Genomic DNA, 17,635 nt, shown 5'->3' with positions numbered 1-17,635 from the left:
TTAGATGTCTTTATTTCTAGAAACACACTTTAATATTAATTAATGTTGAGGTTTTTTTAATACAACTAAAAAATTATTATGATGAAAAATTCAATAAATGATATGTTGCATGCCATGCAACAACAAAACTTAGTATATAATCATGATTTTCTATACTACAGTAATAAGGAAGGGAATGTAGTTAAATATAATCATCCAGATGGTTGGGGTTATGAAGACACTGGAGCTAATGGAAAAATAAGTTTTGATGAAGGTACAAACTCATGCTTAATACAGAAAAGTACAGATGATTCTAAAATGGCTTTTAGTCAAATAATTAGTGAGTTTCCTAGATGGAAAGATAAACTTCTTGGAAAAAAAGTAACAGCATGTGCAGTAATTATAAATCCTGAAGCAGCAGCAACTACATTTGAGTTAACGTTTTCCATTACCGATGGAGTGTCTATAAACAGTAAAACCTTCTTGTACAAAGCGGGAGAAAAAAAAGCTATAAATTTAGAACTAAATGTAAATGAAAAAGCTACAAAACTAGAAGTAAATATTACTTGCTCTACACCAAAAGCTATTATTTATGTTAATAAGGTCTATGCTAATGTAGGCGTAATAGCATTAGAGAATTTGCCATGTATTGTACAAGGTGTTATAGGAGAACGTAAACAATATATTGCTACCGAAAATGCACCTGCCGAAGAATTATCGTTATGTAATGCTATAATTGAATTATCTACAAACTATACTAGATTACGATCTGTATTAAATAATAGATTTGGAGTAAATAGCGAGAATGGTAATCCATACTTAGTTAATATGGCTGGTTACTTTAGTAGAGCATGGGATAATGGCTCAAAAATAGACCCTGATGCAAATGATAGAGAAACTTTAGGTAAAAGTACTATAAAAGGAGACCATGTAAGTACATTAGAAAAAGATGTGTTTTTAAAGCATAACCATGGGTTAGATTTTTCTATAAATAAAACAATTCTTACTGGAGATAAAGGCGCAGCTATAGTTATAGATCCAACATCTAAATCTAAAACCAATGATGAAGCAAATGGAAAAGAAACTAGACCAATTAATATAGCAGAACTTTACACTATTAAATGGGCTTAAAATGAGTAGTGTTATATCTCATACTATTCAATTTAATAATAAAACCAAAGATGCATGGACTTTTTGTATTTATCAACAATTGCCAAACACTATAGATTTAGACAGTGTGTCATGGAAACAAGAAAGAACAGCACCTAGTGGAGAGGCATTAATTAAATGGGATGTTACCTATTTAGTTGGATTAGCTAAGTACAATAAAGAAAAAAACGTATACACACCTACCCAAAAGAAAGAAACTAATCTAGGAAAAGAATGGATATGCGAAAATAAAGATGCTGTTTTACAATTAATTGCTGGAGGCGAAACTAATGCCTCTAATATTTTAATCCGTAACCGATCTGGAGAAATAGCAAATCTAGCGACTGGTATGGATAATAGTATTACGGTAGTAAAAAGAGAGGTTTACAGTGGACTTAATATTCCATTTACCATAGCACCAAAATATTATGTGGCATTATTTACTAATTTAGTTGAAGGAGAAGTTATTTTCGATAATCAAATTTGTGGACCTTTAGAAGTCGTATTTGCAAATGGGCAGACCTCTAAAGTATATGAAGCAAGAGTTGAAGGTGCAAATTTTATTTTAGAAGAAGTAGGAACTGTTAATAGAATAATAGTATCACATAAAGAAGTACAAAGTAGGAAAATGAGTAAGGCTTAATTATAAGCTCCATAAACCTTTACTAATAGCAACAACTTGCCCTCCTACTTTTATAGAATAGTTATCTTTTGTTTTTTCTCCAATTAAGTTTATGTACGATTTTCTATTCATTTGAAACCCTTGTTCTACAGTTGCCGAAACAGTATTAGATTTTGTTTTTAAAAGATAGGCTAAAAAACAACCATTGGCGCTTCCTGTAGCTGCATCTTCAATAAGACGCTCGTTTTCAATGCAAAACATTCTTGTATTATAATCATTAGTGGACTCAACGGTTTCTTCAGTTACAAAAAATAAAGAGCTTGTAAGGCCAGTTATACTATTAGTTTTATACTTGTTATGTTTAGTTAAAAAGTCAATAACTTTTTTCGAGTCAAGTTTTATTTGGTTTATGGCTTTTAAGCTTAACATTGGAATAATGATATAGGGCAAACCCGTACTAATTTCCTCTATAGGATTTTGTCTGTTTAGAGCTTTAATATCTATACCTAATCCGTTTGCAATATCGTTATGGTTAAATACATTAATAAACTCTGGAGCAGCTTGTTCCATTACAAAATAACTCTTGTCAATATCATCAATTGCGGTAATATCTATACTAATTTTAGAATGCTTTAAATGTAATATGATGCATTTTTTAGGATTAGGCAATAAGTATTTAGATATTATAAACGCAGTACCTAATGAGGGATGCCCAGCAAAAGGGACTTCGTATTCTGGAGTGAAAATTCTAACATCAAAAGCGGTGTTATTTCTGTTCTTTTTTATAAAAGTAATCTCAGGAAAATTTAACTCCCTTGCTATACTTAGCATCTCTTTATCTGTAACCAAATTATTATAATCAACAAAAACGGCCAATTGATTTCCTCCGTATTTTAATGAGGTGAATACATCAACTATATAATATTCTATTTCTATTATTTTTTTGTTTGCTACCAAGATTGTAAGATACAAGTTAAAAGAAGCTCAAGATACTATATAAAAGACATTATAACCAAAATGAAGAATTAGAATTACTATTAAATTTAGAAAAGACCTACAAATAGAGTATTTTTGCAGGATGAAGGAGAAACAGGATCAGCATAGATTATCAGATTGGTTACCAACAACTAATAAAGAAGTGAAAATTAGAGGTTGGGAAGCGCTAGATGTTATTTTATTTAGTGGTGATGCTTATGTAGATCACCCCTCTTTTGGTCCTGCTGTTATAGGGCGTATTTTGGAAAGTTATGGGCTACGTGTAGCTATAGTACCGCAGCCAAGTGTTACAGATAATTTGCAGGATTTTACTAAACTTGGCGTACCAAAATTATTTTTTGGGATTACTGGTGGTTGTATGGATCCCATGGTAAGTAATTATACCGCAAGTAAAAAACGACGAGATAAAGATGCATACACACCTAATGGAGACATAGGGTTTAGACCAGATTATGCAACTACTGTGTATTCTAACATTTTAAAAGAAAAATTCCCTGATGTTCCTGTTTTAATTGGAGGAATTGAAGCGTCTTTGCGCCGTGTAACACACTACGATTATTGGAGCGATAAACTAATGCCATCTATATTAGAAAGTTCTAAAGCAGATATGTTGGTATATGGAATGGGAGAACAGCCATTACGAGAAGTTGTAGAGTTATTACAAAAAGGAGTCCCGTTTTCTAGTTTAAAAACAATAAAGCAAACCGCTGTTTTAATAGAGAAAGGAGATAAAGTCCCAAAAAACTCTAATTGGGAAGATATTAGTATACATTCGCACGAGACATGCCTAAAAGATAAAAAGAAGTTTGCGTCGAACTTTAAAGTAATAGAACAAGAATCGAATAAGTTAAAAGCACGACGTATTTTTCAAGAAGTAGGAGGGAAAGTTTTAATGATTAATCCGCCATATCCAACTATGACGGAGAAAGAAATCGATGCTTCTTTCGATTTGCCATATACACGATTGCCACATCCTAAATACAATAAACGAGGGCCAATTCCTGCGTTTGAAATGATTAAATTTTCTATAAATATTCATAGAGGTTGCTTTGGTGGTTGCAGTTTCTGTACTATTTCTGCTCACCAAGGCAAATTTATAGCTAGTAGAAGCCAAGAGTCTGTTTTAAAGGAAGTAGATACAGTAGCTAACATGCCAGATTTTAAAGGCTATTTATCAGATATTGGAGGCCCTTCAGCAAATATGTATAAAATGAAAGGTAAAATACAGTCTATTTGCGACAAATGTGTTGCACCCTCTTGTATTTCGCCAGTAATATGTAGTAATCTAGATACATCTCATAAACCATTAACAGAACTGTATCAAGCTGTAGATAAACATCCAAAAGTAAAAAAATCGTTTATAGGTAGTGGGATTCGTCATGACATGTTGGTGCCAGAGTTTAATAAAAATGCCGATCCTAAAGAATTAGATGATTATACAGAAGAGGTAATGACAAAACACGTTTCTGGACGTTTAAAAGTAGCACCAGAGCATACCTCAGACCCTGTATTAAAATTAATGCGTAAACCATCATTTAAATATTTTCATAAGTTTAAAGAACGTTTTGATAAAATAAATATTAAAAAAGGATTAAAGCTCCAATTAATCCCTTACTTTATTTCTAATCATCCAGCTTGTGAGGTGGAAGATATGGCAAATCTTGCTGCAGAAACTAAAGATATGGGCTTTCAATTAGAGCAAGTGCAAGGGTTTACACCAACACCTATGACGGTGGCTACGGTAATTTATTATAGTGGTTATCATCCTTACACATTAAAGCCTACGCGAACACCAAAAACTAAAAAAGAAAAAGATGAACAACATCGTTTTTTCTTTTGGTACAGACGCGAAAATAAAGATTGGATTACCAAGACATTAAATAAATTAGATAGAAAAGATTTACTAAAAGTATTACTTCCCGATAATGATAAGTGGAAAAAGAATAAGGGAGCTGGTAAAGCAAAACATACTTTTGATGATGCCATTCCTTTTAATCAACGTAAGAATAAGGCGAAGTTTAAATCTAAAAATAAAAAGCGAAGACGTTAATTTTTTATTTTTTAGTACATCTAAATTCGTAAGATACGTTTACACACAGAATACGTTTTTTACAATCGCCTTGAGACCATTTTATGTTTCTAAATTCTCTTTTGCTACAGTTTAAATCTTTGCATATAGCTAAAGTGCCTTCGTTTATGCTTTTGGCTAATCTGTCTCCAATTTTTTTGGTTTCTTCGTATGTTACATTATTACAGTCTTTAACTAATCCGCACCTACTCCCTGAGCCTTTTAGCCATACATTACATTTTAAACCTGTAGCATTTAAATCTATTAAAGAGGAATCGTTAGGTATATTAAGGTTTGTCTCTGTATAGTTTACATCTTCTAAACTATTAGGAAAAATTAACTCGTTTGTAATTTCGTCTGTACAAGCTATACAACTTACAATAATTAATACTAAAAAAAGAATATTAGAACGTTTCATAATTATATGTTTTTATTAGAGTTTCCCTGTATTGTAAAGTTCTAATAAAAACATATAAAAATAAAGAGAGGAATCCCCTTTTATATATAGGGTGTTTTTCCTCTCTTTTACACAACGAATATGTTTTTTTAATTAAGAATTAGGTACAAAACCTGATTGCGATTTTAGTTCATTACTAAGATTATCGTTAATCCAGGCTATCCTTTGACCTAGATAATTTTTAAAATCTGTTACTTGATCATCATATTTAGTTTCAGAGAATTCTCCACCAGAACTGTTAAACGCATTTAGCCATTTTTGACTATCTCTAGCTAAGGCACCAGTATTTTTAATGTAAGAAACTGTATTAGTAATAAAGTTAGTTATCCAATCTGGTAAATTAGAACCGGTTATTGTAATATTAAAAACAACCGTACTCCATATTTTCCATATTTCTTTACAAAATTCAGGGTCTTTTAAAAGTACAGTCCACCATACAGGAGATTGTCCAGCTACAGAAAACAACCAACCATTTGGTTTAACATAACCTTGAGGGTATCCACTGCAAGAAGCTGTGTTGCCATACGATTTGTTTTTATCCCATAATGGTCCAGCATAACAAATAGATTTATTTTTTATCATAAATGTGCTTTTATGATAACCATCTGGGTCTTTTGCAATTTCATTTAATACAAAGTATGTAGCAAAAGAGGTATAATCTGTTACCGCTTTAATATCTGAAAATAAGGATGAAGGGATAGATTTATTTTGCACAATATAATTAGAATATGCATTGGCAAAATGCCCAGCCCAAGAGCTGTTAGAGTTATTGTAAAACCAATTATTAAACTCTTGTTGTATTGTTGAGGACATAGCGTCTAACTTAGGTTCGTAAATCTCTACATTAGCTGTTAATGGTGGATTAGGTGTAAGTTGAAAATATTTATCACTAGATTGGTTTAATTGCACAATAGCATAATCTGACGTCATGTCTTTTTTCTTCTTTTTGTAAGGAAGATTTATACGAGAACTTTGAAAACGGATTTTATCAAAATTAAGATATAAACCATGGTAATACTCTGCTAATTCTGTTGTACTTGTTATTATTGTTTTTAAATCGACTCCTGGGGGTAAAATAAATAGTTCAAAAAATTTAAATGCAGGAGCATATTGCCCCATAGCACGTTGTTGAGTAAATGCAAAAGTGTTTCTAAGTAAGGTGTAATCTACGGCGCCACAATCGTTAAACACCCAATGTTTTCCACCTTTTTCCATGCCTAGGAAGTTTCCCGCAGAAGGGTTATCTTTTAACTTAACGGCATATTGTTGTTTAGGCATTGCTGCGGTTGCATCTCCTCGAACATGCATTTTACCATTTACATTAATAAGTTTGTTATATAAATCGGTAAGTTTAATTGGAGCAGTTTGATCTATATCTGCATAATAAATAGACGTTTTACTACCTTTTTTTGTAATTGGTAAAGCGCTCTCGGGAATAACAAAAACCACAGGGTTACTGAAGCTAGTAGGAATAGTTACTGACATATTTTTTAGGGATGTTTAGGTTAATATCTCAAAATTATTATATCCTAAGAAACTATAAATACGTAGAAATACGTGTTTTTTATAAATATTTATGTGGTTAAAAAAGGAAACCAAAATTAATATAGTCCAGAGCATTTTGAAATGTTACTTAAAAATGGAACAGACTTAAAAAGTTTATATAATTAATCCTTAAATAAGTCATGAGTTATAACCCAAGTCTATCATTTATCCAATCTACTTTTTCCTCTAAATATCTCGGCGGATTAAAACGGAAACCAAAATAAATACTGGCATAACTTTTATCGTTAATAACGTTACGTTTTACAGCTTCGTTTACAGAGTTCGATTCAAAATTAAAACGCGCACCAGCACTTATTCTGCTAGACGTATAACCAAACTGAAGGCCAACATCCAAAGCTTTAGTAATATAGGTACTATTTATATCGCCTTCACTAGATTTATCGGTACTAAAACGCAAACCAATAGCAGGTGAAATAGAAGGCGTAACAAACCAATTACGTTTTACAATCCAAGTGTAATAATAACGTGGAGCAATAGAAATATCGAAGTTATTTTGAACGAATTTTTCATTTTCAACCCTATCAGAAAGTCTGTTAAAGCCATATTTAAGCGTAGGGATAAAACTACCAGAATTCTCGCGTTGCCACTCATTTAAATATAATAAATGACGTAATGAGAATTTAGAATTAAAAACATAAGACGTTTCGCCTCCCCAATTGGTAGTTTTTAAATTCGGAAACCGTAAACTCTCATCGTTAGGGTTAATGCCTTCATCATAAAATCCTTGTACTTTTCTATATTGAAAATTCTGAATCCATTGCTTTAAAAATAAGCGTAGCTGATACTCTCTAAATGACGATTTAAAATCGGAACGTCTGCTACTAGGAGAAAACCCTACACTTAAACCTAAAAATTTATAGTTTGTAGATACTTGTACTCTGTAAACATTATCGGCCGTAACCGTAAAATTATCTTCATTACTATCCTGTATAGAAAACGATTCGTTTTGAGTATTAATATTAAACTTAACCAACATGTTATCTTTGAAAGAAACAATGGAGCCAAAATCCTGAGCATTTGTAAAACTTATGAATACTATAAAAAAGGCAGAGAAGGTTAATTTCATTAATAGAATTTCAATATTTAACGTAATTTAAAAAAAACTATTATAATTAAGATGTTATAAGAGCTATAAATGATTTTACACCTTCTGTTGCATTTTTAGTAATTACTGTAATGTTTTTTGAATCTGCTAAAGCAGGATTGGGATCTATAAAGTATATAGGTGTATTATCTGGAACAAAATTAATTAAACTGGCAGCAGGATAAACTTGCATTGAAGTACCAATAATAACCAAAATATCTGCAGTATTACACACCTCTATAGCTTTATCTAATAATGGGACTGCTTCGCCAAACCAAACAATATGAGGTCGTAATTGGTTACCGTTGCTATCTAAATCACCAAGATTTAAAGGCTTGGTCCATTCTAGAATATTATTTGTACTATTTACGGGGCGTACTTTTAGTAATTCGCCATGCAAGTGTATTACATTAGAGCTACCTGCACGTTCATGTAAATCATCAACATTTTGTGTAACAATGGTAACCTTGTAGTTATGCTCTAAAGCAGCTAAATCATAATGCGCAGTATTTGGCTGTACCTCTAAAAGTTGTTGTCTGCGCTGGTTATAAAACTCTAATACCAATTCTGGGTTCGCAGCAAAACCCCCAGGCGAAGCAACTTCCATAACATCATGCCCCTCCCATAAGCCATTGGCATCTCTAAATGTTTTAAGGCCACTTTCGGCACTCATACCAGCACCAGTTAAAACAACAACATGTTTCATATTTATTTTATTAAAAGAGTAATATAGTTTATATATAAGTAATGCTTATAAAAATAAACATTCTTAAAAATATCCATACAATTTTATTACATTCGATAAAATTAAAAACATTTCTATATAGCGAAATACTATTATAAATGACAGATACAGCACTTTTAAAACATTTAGAATCTTATTTAACCGAAAATCGTTTAACACGATTTAATACAGTTATTCAGCAACGTACCAAGCATTTTACTGTAGCGACAGAAGACGTCTATCAATTACACAATACAAGTGCGGTAATTAGAAGTTGCGATATATTTGGTATCCAAGAAGTAAATATTGTAGAAGAGCGCAACTCTAAACGAATAGATAGAGAAATAGCAATGGGTGCGCAAAAATGGGTAGATTTAAATCGTTACCACTCTATAAAAGATTGTTTAAAAGCTGTAAAAGCAGAAGGTTATCAAGTAGTAGCAACGACACCGCATACTAAAGATTGTATGTTGCATGATTTTGATGTTACTAAAAAATCTTGTTTTTTCTTTGGAAGAGAAACAGAAGGTTTATCTCAAGAAGTTCTAGATGAAGCCGATGTGTTTTTAAAAATACCTATGGCAGGATTTACAGAAAGTTTAAACATTTCCGTTTCCGCAGCCATTATATTACAACACGTTACTACAAAGCTTAAACAAACCAATATCGATTGGCAATTAACAGAAACAGAACAGTTAGCAAAACGATTAGATTGGTGTAAAAAAACAATTAAAAGCTACGAAGAGATTATTGAAAGATTCTACTCTAAATAATATTTTTTGTACATTTAAACATACTGAAATCTAAAACCAAATATTATGAAACTAAATGCATATATCGCTTTTAAAGGAGATTGCGAAAAAGCTATTAATTTTTACAAAGATGTTTTCGATGGAGAAATAACAGAGTTCATGCGTTTTAGTGACGCTCCAGAAGGTACTTTTGAGTATCCTGAATCTGCTAAAAATTTAATAATGCATGCAACCTTAGTTTTTAATGACTGTACACTTTTGGCTTCAGATAATATAGGAGAGCAGATGACTATAGGAAACAACTTTAGTTTAAGTTTTAATGCAGATGATGAGGCGCAAGCACAATCGGTATTTTCTAGTTTAATAGAAGGAGGTACGGTGATTATGCCTTTTGAAACTGTTTTTTGGGGCGGTAAGTTTGGAATGCTATTAGATTCGTTTGGTATACAGTGGATGGTAAGTTGCAACGAATAATTTAAATAAATATATTATGATGATAGTTTTATATGTTGTTATTGCAATAATTGTACTAATCGTTATTTTAGCAATTATAGCACCTAAAAAGTATAGTGTAGAAAGAAGTATTTCTATTAATAAACCACTTCCCGAAGTATTTCAGTATTTAAAATTAATAAAAAACCAAAACGATTGGTCTCCATGGAAAAAGAAAGATCCAGATATGATGCAGGAATACATAGGAACAGATGGAGAAGTGGGGTTTATATCTAAGTGGGAAGGCAATAAAGATGTTGGTACCGGAGAGCAGGAAATTAAACGTATTGTAGAAAATGAAACAATAGAGGCACAGCTACGCTTTTATAAACCTTGGAAATCGCAGTCTGATGCTTTTACAAAGGTAGAGGATATGGGGAATGGATTAACAAAAGTAACTTGGGGGTTTTCTGGAGTAAATAAACCACCATCAAATATTTTCTTCTTATTTTTTAATATGGATAAAACTGTAGGTAAAGATTTTGAAGAAGGATTAGAAGCTTTAAAAGCTATTTTAGAAGAATAATAATATAATTTTAAAAGGAAGCAAAAAAAGAGTGAAATTATTAAATTTCACTCTTTTTTATTTGCTGTTTTATGTTTTATAGTCTCTTTTTTTTATTACGACTTAACACTTTATATTCTTCATAACACTCACTAATGGCATCTAATATTTGAAGATCGTTAGCAGACGTTACAAAATCTTTAGAGTAATTACATTGTTCTACTATTTCATCTAAATCTACTTTGTTCACTTGTAATAACACCATAAGCATTTCTCTATCAAAACGAGAAGCTAATAGATTTCTAATCTCATCATCTTGCTTCATTTTCTTTAGTTTCCGTAACTCTTTTCCTTTTTTACTAAAAGTGTTATATAAAAAATCTAAAGGATTAAATATAGAGCCTAGAACTTTTGTAACTGCATTGGTGCGGTTATCTGCTTCATAACCAGAAGATAATCCAGATATGCTGTAGCGATAATTGGTGTTTATAGAGACGCTTTGTATATCTAGTTCTAAGTAACCAGTTAATTTTAAATCGGAAACAACAACTTCTTCTAAAGCTAATGCTAATTCTGTTAAAGTAATTTTAGAATTGCCAAACTTTATCCAATCATTAGTTACCCTAACTTTAATAGATTTATAACCTAGGTACGATAAATGCAACGTATCGTTAGCTTTAGCTTTAAGTTCGAATGTACCATCTTTAGTAGTAGAAGTACCTATAACTTGATTTATGTTTACAATATTAACACCTTCTAAAGCTTTATCTGTAGAAGCATCTACTATGGTTCCTTTGACTTCTGTATCTTTTTCTACCTCTTGCGCATAACAAAATGTAGTGCCAATAAGTAAAGTAAATAAGATTAAAAAGTGCTTCATATTTAAGTATATAAGAATTGTAAAAATAGTAAAGAAATTAACACACTATATAATACAGGTCGTTATTTTGACTAAAAATTAACAAATAAGTTTAAACTTGTCTATTAAAAAACTGAAGATTTACACTATTAAATGCTATGGTTATCTAAAAAAAACACCTCAAACAATTTAAAGTTTGAGGTGTTTTTTTACTATTAATTATCTTCTTGAACGTCTTGGTCTAGAGGCACCAGCGTCTGAGCGTCTAGAGCGAGATTCATTGTTATCACTTCGTCTTCTATCGTTACGTTTAGAATCGTTTCTAGGGCCACTAGAACGTCTGTCGTTACGTCTTCTGTCTCCACCACCTTTTCTATCATCTCTACGTCTTCCGCGACCTCTACCACCTCGGTTAGGTTTATCTTCAGTAATTTCTACATTTACAAAACGACCATTGTGTTTAAAATCTGTAAAGAAAGCTAATACTTTTTCTTGGTGTTCTTTTTCTGTATTAAAGAAAGAGAAAGTGTCTTTTGTATCTACTTTAAAAACATCATCTCGGCCTAAGCCTAATTGCTCTTTTAAAAAGTCTTTTAGCTTCATCCAATCGAAACCATCTTTCTCACCAACATTAATAAAGTAACGGGCCGCATTACCACTACCAGCACGAGGTTCTCTACCAGAGTCTTGACCTGGTTTAATATTTAAATCTTTTGCTTTTTGGTAGTAATTAAAGAATCGTGTAAACTCAACAGAGAAAAACTTCTTAATTAATTCGTCTTTACTTGTATCTTCAAATAAGGCATTAATATCTTCTAAATACTTATCAATTTCATGATTAATTTCTGTATTATGAATTTTATTAGCCAAAGACATTAATTGTACTTCACAGATCTCCATTCCGTTAGGAATTTCTTTCAGCTCAAACTTTTTATTAATAATACGTTCGATACTTTTTAATCTACGGACTTCACTCTTCGAAACAATAACCATAGAAACACCAGTTTTACCAGCACGTCCAGTTCTTCCAGAACGGTGTGTGTAGGTTTCAACCTCGTCACTTAATTGGTAATTAATAACGTGTGTTACATCATCTACATCAATACCACGAGCCGCAACATCTGTTGCTACTAACATTTGTATTTGGCGTGATCTAAATTGTTTCATCACAATATCACGTTGATTCTGACTTAAATCTCCGTGTAATGCACCTGCACTATAACCATCTTCAATTAACTGTTCTGCAACTTTTTGAGTATCTCTTTTTGTTCTACAAAATATTACCGAAAATATATCTGGATTAGCATCTGCTAAACGTTTTAAGGCTTGGTAACGGTCTCTTGCATTTACTAAATAGTATTCATGAGATACGTTATTTGTACTCTGGTTTTTGTGTCCTACAGTAATTTCCTGTGGGTTAACCATAAAGTTTTTTGCTATTGCTGCTACCTCTCTTGGCATGGTAGCAGAAAATAACCAGGTGTTTTTATCTTCTGGAGTATGTGATAAAATATCTGTAATATCTTCTTTAAACCCCATGTTTAGCATTTCGTCGGCTTCATCTAAAACAGAATATTCAATTTTAGAAATATCTACCAAACGTCGGCTAATCATATCTTTCATACGACCAGGAGTTGCTACAATTATTTGAGCTCCACGTTTTACTTCTCTTGCTTGATCTGTAATACTAGAACCACCATAAATAGCAACAACATTAAGACCATTACAGTATTTACCATACTGTTTCATCTCGTTAGCAATTTGTAAACAAAGCTCACGAGTTGGTGATAAAATTAAACCTTGTGTTGTGCGGCTATTAATATCAATTTTTTGAAGCATAGGAAAACCAAACGCTGCTGTTTTTCCTGTACCAGTTTGTGCTAAAGCAACTAAATCGGTTTCTTCTTCTAATAAAATAGGAATGGCTTTGTCTTGGACTTCACTTGGTTTTTCGAAACCTAAATCTGTAATAGCATTTAATAAGTCTTCGTTAAGACCTAAATCTTGGAATGTGTTCATTCTTCTAATAAGTATTTCAATGTCATCATTATGTTGGTGTTACATATAGAAGCGCATCGAACATACTTAACCTAAAACTTCTAGTAACACATCCTCTCTCTGAGGAATTCAATAAAACCACTTGGGTTTCAGCGTGCAAAGGTACACTTTTATTTAAGAATTACAATAAGTCTACTTTAAAGCAGGATAAATTTGTTTTTTTTAATAAAATAATAACGTTTGCTTGTATGTTAGTCTTGCCTTTTAACAGTTATTAATTGTCTTATAAATAAAATATAGATTAATAATAAAATGCTTAAAATTACCATAACACTTATGGATAATACAACTGCTATTTGTGGATTATTATAAAAATAATCCATAGAATAGCCTAGCATTAATGTTATACCATATGTTGGGAGTGACGCTAAACTGATAAAAATGGCTAAGTATTTTGGGTTTACATATTGTGTAAGTACGGAATAGAGTATAGGAGCAATACATATTTCTGAAACACTTAACAGGCCTATAGCAGAAATATATATAAATAAATGCTCTTGTGTTGGTATTTCTGGGATTAGGAGTAGCAATCCATAAACTAAAGCACCAAATATAAAACCAATTAATAATTTAAAAGATTGAGACGTATATACTTTATACCATAGAATACTAGCTATAATGCCCATTGGAAATATAAAAATAGCATTTAAAGAGCCAGATAAACTCTCTTTGATTATCCCTGTAGATAATGCTTTTAATTGTGTTTGTAACGTGTAAACATGAGAAGCTGATACTTCGTAAATACCCCAAAATAAAGTTAATAATATAACAACGGATATTATTTTAATAATTTTTACATCTGTTGAAACTGTTTTAGAGTCGTACACAATATTTTCTGGAGCTTTAGAAAACAGGACTAATATTGTGGATAGTATCATTAGTAGCCCAGCGATAATAAATCCATAATTAAAACTTATACGTTCTCCTACATAACCAATAAGTAAAATGCCTGCTGTTGCTGCTGTATTTACGACTAAATAATATAGCGTAAATCCAGAATCTAATAATTTTATTTTGTTGAGGTAATTTTTTCCAAAAAGAGCAGTAATATTTGGACTGTATAAACCATTGCCTAAAACTATTAAACATAAACCTATATATAAACCAAAAGTAGAAGGAATGCATAGTGAAAACACACCTATAGCTTGTAAAGAGGCACCTACAATAGAAGCAATTTTATTTCCCATAACCAAATCGCCAAAAATTGCACCTATAATTTTTGAAATAATAAAAGCACCAGTAAATGTTCCATATATAGAATAGGCTTCGGTTCTATCCATATTTAATGTTTCTTCAATCATGTAAAGCACTATTATTGCTCTAAATCCATAATAGGACGCTCTTTCAAAAAATAATGATAAGGAATAAATTAAAGTTTGCATAGTCTATTTTATTGGTTGTTGTTTATCTCTGTTGACTAATATTATTAAAAACCTTTTGAAAATGTATTAACTTTAATAATCTTAAAAGTAGTATCTAAAGGAATTAATGTACTGTCTCTTTTAGAAATAATATAGTATGCTGTAAAAGCATTATTGGTTAGTTTAGCTAACCCTTTTCTATTCAATTTTAAGGTGTCACCTTTTGAAGTGTAATTGCCTTGAATTGTGCATTTTATCTCTACATCATAACATGTAATAGCGAAAGAATTATTTTTATAAAGTATCATTCTATTTGTTCTACCATAACCGTTGCGTTCTAAACCTGCCACTAAAACTTCTGTAGTCCAAAACTTTTATTATCTGTTTTTAAGAGACTGTAGTTACTACCAACAATAATTATAAATACAACTAAAGGAATAAAATCAAATGATTGTTTCTGTTTAACACGTTTAATAATATCAAAAATTAGAATTATTAAAAAAGCGAGTAAAAATAAAGCACCTAAAGCTAAAAATAGTAAGCTGTTTGCCATACCACTGCAATAATCCCCAATAGGGATAAATTGATAAAACATTAATAATCCTAAAAGGATTAGAATAGTATATTTAATGGTTTTTGGTGTCAAGTGTATTTATAATTTATTCTTCAATTTAGAGAATATTTGTTTCACTATTATTAAAATTCTACAACGTATTCAAAAAACCAACCAATTCCATTACCGCTTTTCCGCGATGTCCAATTTTATTTTTTAAATCTAAATCTATTTCAGCAAAGGTTTCAGCATAACCATTTGGTTGAAAAATAGGGTCGTAACCAAAGCCTTTATTGCCACGTTTTTCAGTAGTAATTTCACCTTTACAAATCCCTGTAAACGTTTTTAAGTTGCCATTTAAATGCAAAGCGACAACAGTTTTAAATTGTGCATTTCTGCTGTTCTTATCTTCGAGATTATTTAATAATAAATTCATATTATCGTTTGCGTCTCGCTGAGGTCCGGCATAGCGCGCAGAGAATACGCCTGGGTCTCCGTTAAGTGCTTCAACTTCTAAGCCGGTATCATCTGCAAAGCAATCGTAACCGTAATTTGTTTTTACGTATTCAGCTTTTTGTATAGCGTTGCCTTCAATAGTAGGTTGGGTTTCGGGAATGTCTTCTAAACAATTAATATCTTTTAAAGATAATAGTTTAATGTGTTCAGGAATTAAGCTTTGTACTTCTTTTAATTTATTTAAATTATTTGTAGCGAATACGAGTTGCATGGTGTTGTATTTTAGAAAATCAAAAGTAATATTTTAATAATATAATAATGAGAAAAGCTATCTTTACAAAGTTTATTAAAAAAATGTATAACATTATTAATTTAAAATACACATACATTGTATAAAGATTTTAAAAAAAGTTAGAAAACAAGTAATTTTCATTTTTACACTGTTTAAAATCTTTTCAAGAGAATAAAAATTTAATCCTATAATAATATAAACTTGATTTAATGAGAAAAATAATTATAATTATTGGTTTACTACTTTTAACTGTTTCTGGATGCGAAAGTAATGATGATATTGTACCTCCAACGCAAACACAGAACGAGACAGAGACAGAGACTGAAGAAGATACACCTATAAATGTACCTGGAGTTTATACGTTTGCTATTAGTAATAGTGCAGTTTTGCCTTATACTGTCGATTTAAAAGGGGAGATATTTGTTGTTGCAACTACAGATGTAAATATAATTGAAAGAGGGTTTTGCTGGAGTACAACACCTAATGTAAGCATCGATAACGATTTTATAGCATCTGGTAGTGGATTTGGTGTTTTTAATTCTCAATTAGAAGATTTAATTCCTGAAACAGAATATTATTATAGAGCCTATGCAAAGACACCTGAAACAGTAGTGTATGGGGATGAGTATTCTTTTATTACTCCTGTAGAAACAAAACATGTGGCATTTACAGCAAATCATATAGTTAAAAATATTAAGCATAATATTGAAGACAAAATTTTATATATTACTTCTATTGATTATTTAGATTCCAATTCTAATATTGGAGATGCTACTATAATTGCATATAATTATAATACTAGGTCTGTTATTGCTGAGAAAGCAATAGGACAATTTATATCAGGACATACTCCTTTGCAATCTACAGGATTATATAATGGTGAATTTGAACTATACTATGTTGACGGAGGTGAGTTGAAAATTTTAAATAGATTTACATTAAATGAAGAAATAACATTTAATATTCCTAATTATTATATAACAAGCGTTCAATTTAGGGACGATAAACTTTTTATCGTAGCTGCAAATGAAATGGATAACGATGATATGCCTTTGTTTGTATATAATAGAAATGATTTTGTCCAAATTGGACAAGGAAACTCTAATTTTACGAGCTTACATAATAGACGACATGTAGCGAGCTATGATTCTACGACTGATATAGTTACATGTTTAAGTTACCCTACAGGTTCTAATAGTAGTTTACTTTATGTAGAAAAATTTGATAATTCTGGAGGATTATTATCTTTTGAGTTAAAAAATAATCCTAGCATTAATGAAATAGTATTAGATTTAGGAAATGATTCTAATTTCTTTATGTTTGGCAATGTTGTAGCTTATATTGATGATATTAGTACTCCTGTTTATAATTTTGAAACTGAAAGCGGGTATTTTATAGACAGTAAGTTGAGCGCAGATGGGAGTAACATCTATTCTACAAAGCTTGATAACGGTGTGCTTAGTGTTGAAGTGAATACTACAGTAGATTTTGCAAATTCAGAGTCTCACAGTATTTATGAGTACGGTAATAACCTATTTTTAGATGATAATAAAGTTTTAGTTTTAAATTATCTAGGAACCTCTCTAGCAAATACAAAAGTTTATCTATCCATATATGAGTTTTAAAGAGGATTTGCTTCTATAGTAAAATGAAAAAAATACC

18 protein-coding genes are annotated in these 17,635 nt (G+C 31.1%); 7 read left to right on the top strand and 11 right to left on the bottom strand.

The window, feature by feature from the left end; translation table 11 throughout:
• Positions 1-78 precede the first annotated feature (78 nt).
• Positions 79-1,110, top strand: coding sequence for a hypothetical protein (locus ACVC08_RS03710; RefSeq protein WP_452601038.1), 1,032 nt, complete (start codon positions 79-81; stop codon positions 1,108-1,110).
• 1 nt (position 1,111) lies between these two features.
• Positions 1,112-1,771, top strand: coding sequence for a hypothetical protein (locus tag ACVC08_RS03705; RefSeq protein WP_452601037.1), 660 nt, complete (start codon positions 1,112-1,114; stop codon positions 1,769-1,771).
• On the opposite strand, the gene ACVC08_RS03700 is transcribed toward ACVC08_RS03705, so the two are convergent.
• A complete protein-coding gene (locus ACVC08_RS03700) occupies positions 1,772-2,707 on the bottom strand; it encodes a PhzF family phenazine biosynthesis protein (protein ID WP_452601036.1) in 936 nt (311 codons plus the stop codon).
• 121 nt (positions 2,708-2,828) lie between these two features.
• Between ACVC08_RS03700 and ACVC08_RS03695 the strand changes: the two genes are divergently transcribed.
• Entirely contained in the window at positions 2,829-4,796 is a 1,968-nt protein-coding gene (locus ACVC08_RS03695) for a YgiQ family radical SAM protein (RefSeq protein WP_452601035.1), read from the top strand.
• A gap of 4 nt (positions 4,797-4,800) precedes the next feature.
• On the opposite strand, the gene ACVC08_RS03690 is transcribed toward ACVC08_RS03695, so the two are convergent.
• The 4 genes from ACVC08_RS03690 to ACVC08_RS03675 form a co-directional block, all read right to left on the bottom strand.
• Complete coding sequence (locus tag ACVC08_RS03690) at positions 4,801-5,232, bottom strand: hypothetical protein (RefSeq protein WP_452600295.1); 432 nt, start codon at positions 5,230-5,232, stop codon at positions 4,801-4,803.
• A gap of 132 nt (positions 5,233-5,364) precedes the next feature.
• Positions 5,365-6,756 (bottom strand): CotH kinase family protein, encoded by a 1,392-nt coding sequence (locus tag ACVC08_RS03685; RefSeq protein WP_452601034.1) that lies wholly within the window; start codon positions 6,754-6,756, stop codon positions 5,365-5,367.
• A 205-nt stretch (positions 6,757-6,961) separates the two neighbouring features.
• The gene (locus tag ACVC08_RS03680; protein ID WP_452601033.1) at positions 6,962-7,903 is read right to left on the bottom strand and encodes a DUF4421 family protein; all 942 of its coding nucleotides are present in this window, start codon (positions 7,901-7,903) and stop codon (positions 6,962-6,964) included.
• A gap of 46 nt (positions 7,904-7,949) precedes the next feature.
• A complete protein-coding gene (locus ACVC08_RS03675; RefSeq protein WP_452601032.1) occupies positions 7,950-8,627 on the bottom strand; it encodes an SIR2 family NAD-dependent protein deacylase in 678 nt (225 codons plus the stop codon).
• A 137-nt stretch (positions 8,628-8,764) separates the two neighbouring features.
• On the opposite strand from ACVC08_RS03675, the gene ACVC08_RS03670 reads away from it, so the two are divergent.
• From ACVC08_RS03670 to ACVC08_RS03660, 3 genes are read left to right on the top strand one after another with little or no spacing between them, the layout of a single operon-like run.
• Complete coding sequence (locus tag ACVC08_RS03670; RefSeq protein WP_452601031.1) at positions 8,765-9,418, top strand: TrmH family RNA methyltransferase; 654 nt, start codon at positions 8,765-8,767, stop codon at positions 9,416-9,418.
• A 45-nt stretch (positions 9,419-9,463) separates the two neighbouring features.
• The gene (locus ACVC08_RS03665; RefSeq protein ID WP_452597673.1) at positions 9,464-9,871 is read left to right on the top strand and encodes a VOC family protein; all 408 of its coding nucleotides are present in this window, start codon (positions 9,464-9,466) and stop codon (positions 9,869-9,871) included.
• 16 nt (positions 9,872-9,887) lie between these two features.
• Complete coding sequence (locus tag ACVC08_RS03660) at positions 9,888-10,415, top strand: SRPBCC family protein (protein ID WP_452597674.1); 528 nt, start codon at positions 9,888-9,890, stop codon at positions 10,413-10,415.
• 76 nt (positions 10,416-10,491) lie between these two features.
• Here the strand turns inward: ACVC08_RS03660 and ACVC08_RS03655 are convergent, their stop codons facing one another.
• From ACVC08_RS03655 to ACVC08_RS03630, 6 genes are all read right to left on the bottom strand, one after another.
• Positions 10,492-11,274, bottom strand: a complete 783-nt coding sequence (locus ACVC08_RS03655) for a carboxypeptidase-like regulatory domain-containing protein (RefSeq protein ID WP_452601030.1) — start codon at positions 11,272-11,274, stop codon at positions 10,492-10,494.
• A gap of 198 nt (positions 11,275-11,472) precedes the next feature.
• Positions 11,473-13,272: a DEAD/DEAH box helicase gene (locus tag ACVC08_RS03650; RefSeq protein WP_452601029.1), complete on the bottom strand. Its 1,800-nt coding sequence runs from the start codon at positions 13,270-13,272 to the stop codon at positions 11,473-11,475.
• Positions 13,273-13,502: 230 nt separating this feature from the next.
• Complete coding sequence (locus tag ACVC08_RS03645; protein ID WP_452601028.1) at positions 13,503-14,693, bottom strand: MFS transporter; 1,191 nt, start codon at positions 14,691-14,693, stop codon at positions 13,503-13,505.
• Positions 14,694-14,737: 44 nt separating this feature from the next.
• A complete protein-coding gene (locus ACVC08_RS03640; protein WP_452601027.1) occupies positions 14,738-15,022 on the bottom strand; it encodes a hypothetical protein in 285 nt (94 codons plus the stop codon).
• Entirely contained in the window at positions 15,022-15,318 is a 297-nt protein-coding gene (locus ACVC08_RS03635; RefSeq protein ID WP_452601026.1) for a hypothetical protein, read from the bottom strand. Before ACVC08_RS03635 ends, ACVC08_RS03640 begins: the two co-directional genes overlap by 1 nt.
• 58 nt (positions 15,319-15,376) lie before the next feature.
• Positions 15,377-15,952 carry a non-canonical purine NTP diphosphatase gene (locus ACVC08_RS03630; RefSeq protein ID WP_452601025.1) on the bottom strand — a complete coding sequence of 192 codons (576 nt, stop codon included), beginning with the start codon at positions 15,950-15,952 and terminating at the stop codon, positions 15,377-15,379.
• A 230-nt stretch (positions 15,953-16,182) separates the two neighbouring features.
• Between ACVC08_RS03630 and ACVC08_RS03625 the strand changes: the two genes are divergently transcribed.
• Positions 16,183-17,598: a hypothetical protein gene (locus ACVC08_RS03625; protein WP_452601024.1), complete on the top strand. Its 1,416-nt coding sequence runs from the start codon at positions 16,183-16,185 to the stop codon at positions 17,596-17,598.
• The last annotated feature ends 37 nt before the right edge of the window (positions 17,599-17,635 follow it).

The sequence above is a fragment of the Pontimicrobium sp. MEBiC06410 genome, assembly GCF_053601615.1.
This window is presented reverse-complemented; position numbering and strand designations above follow the sequence as displayed.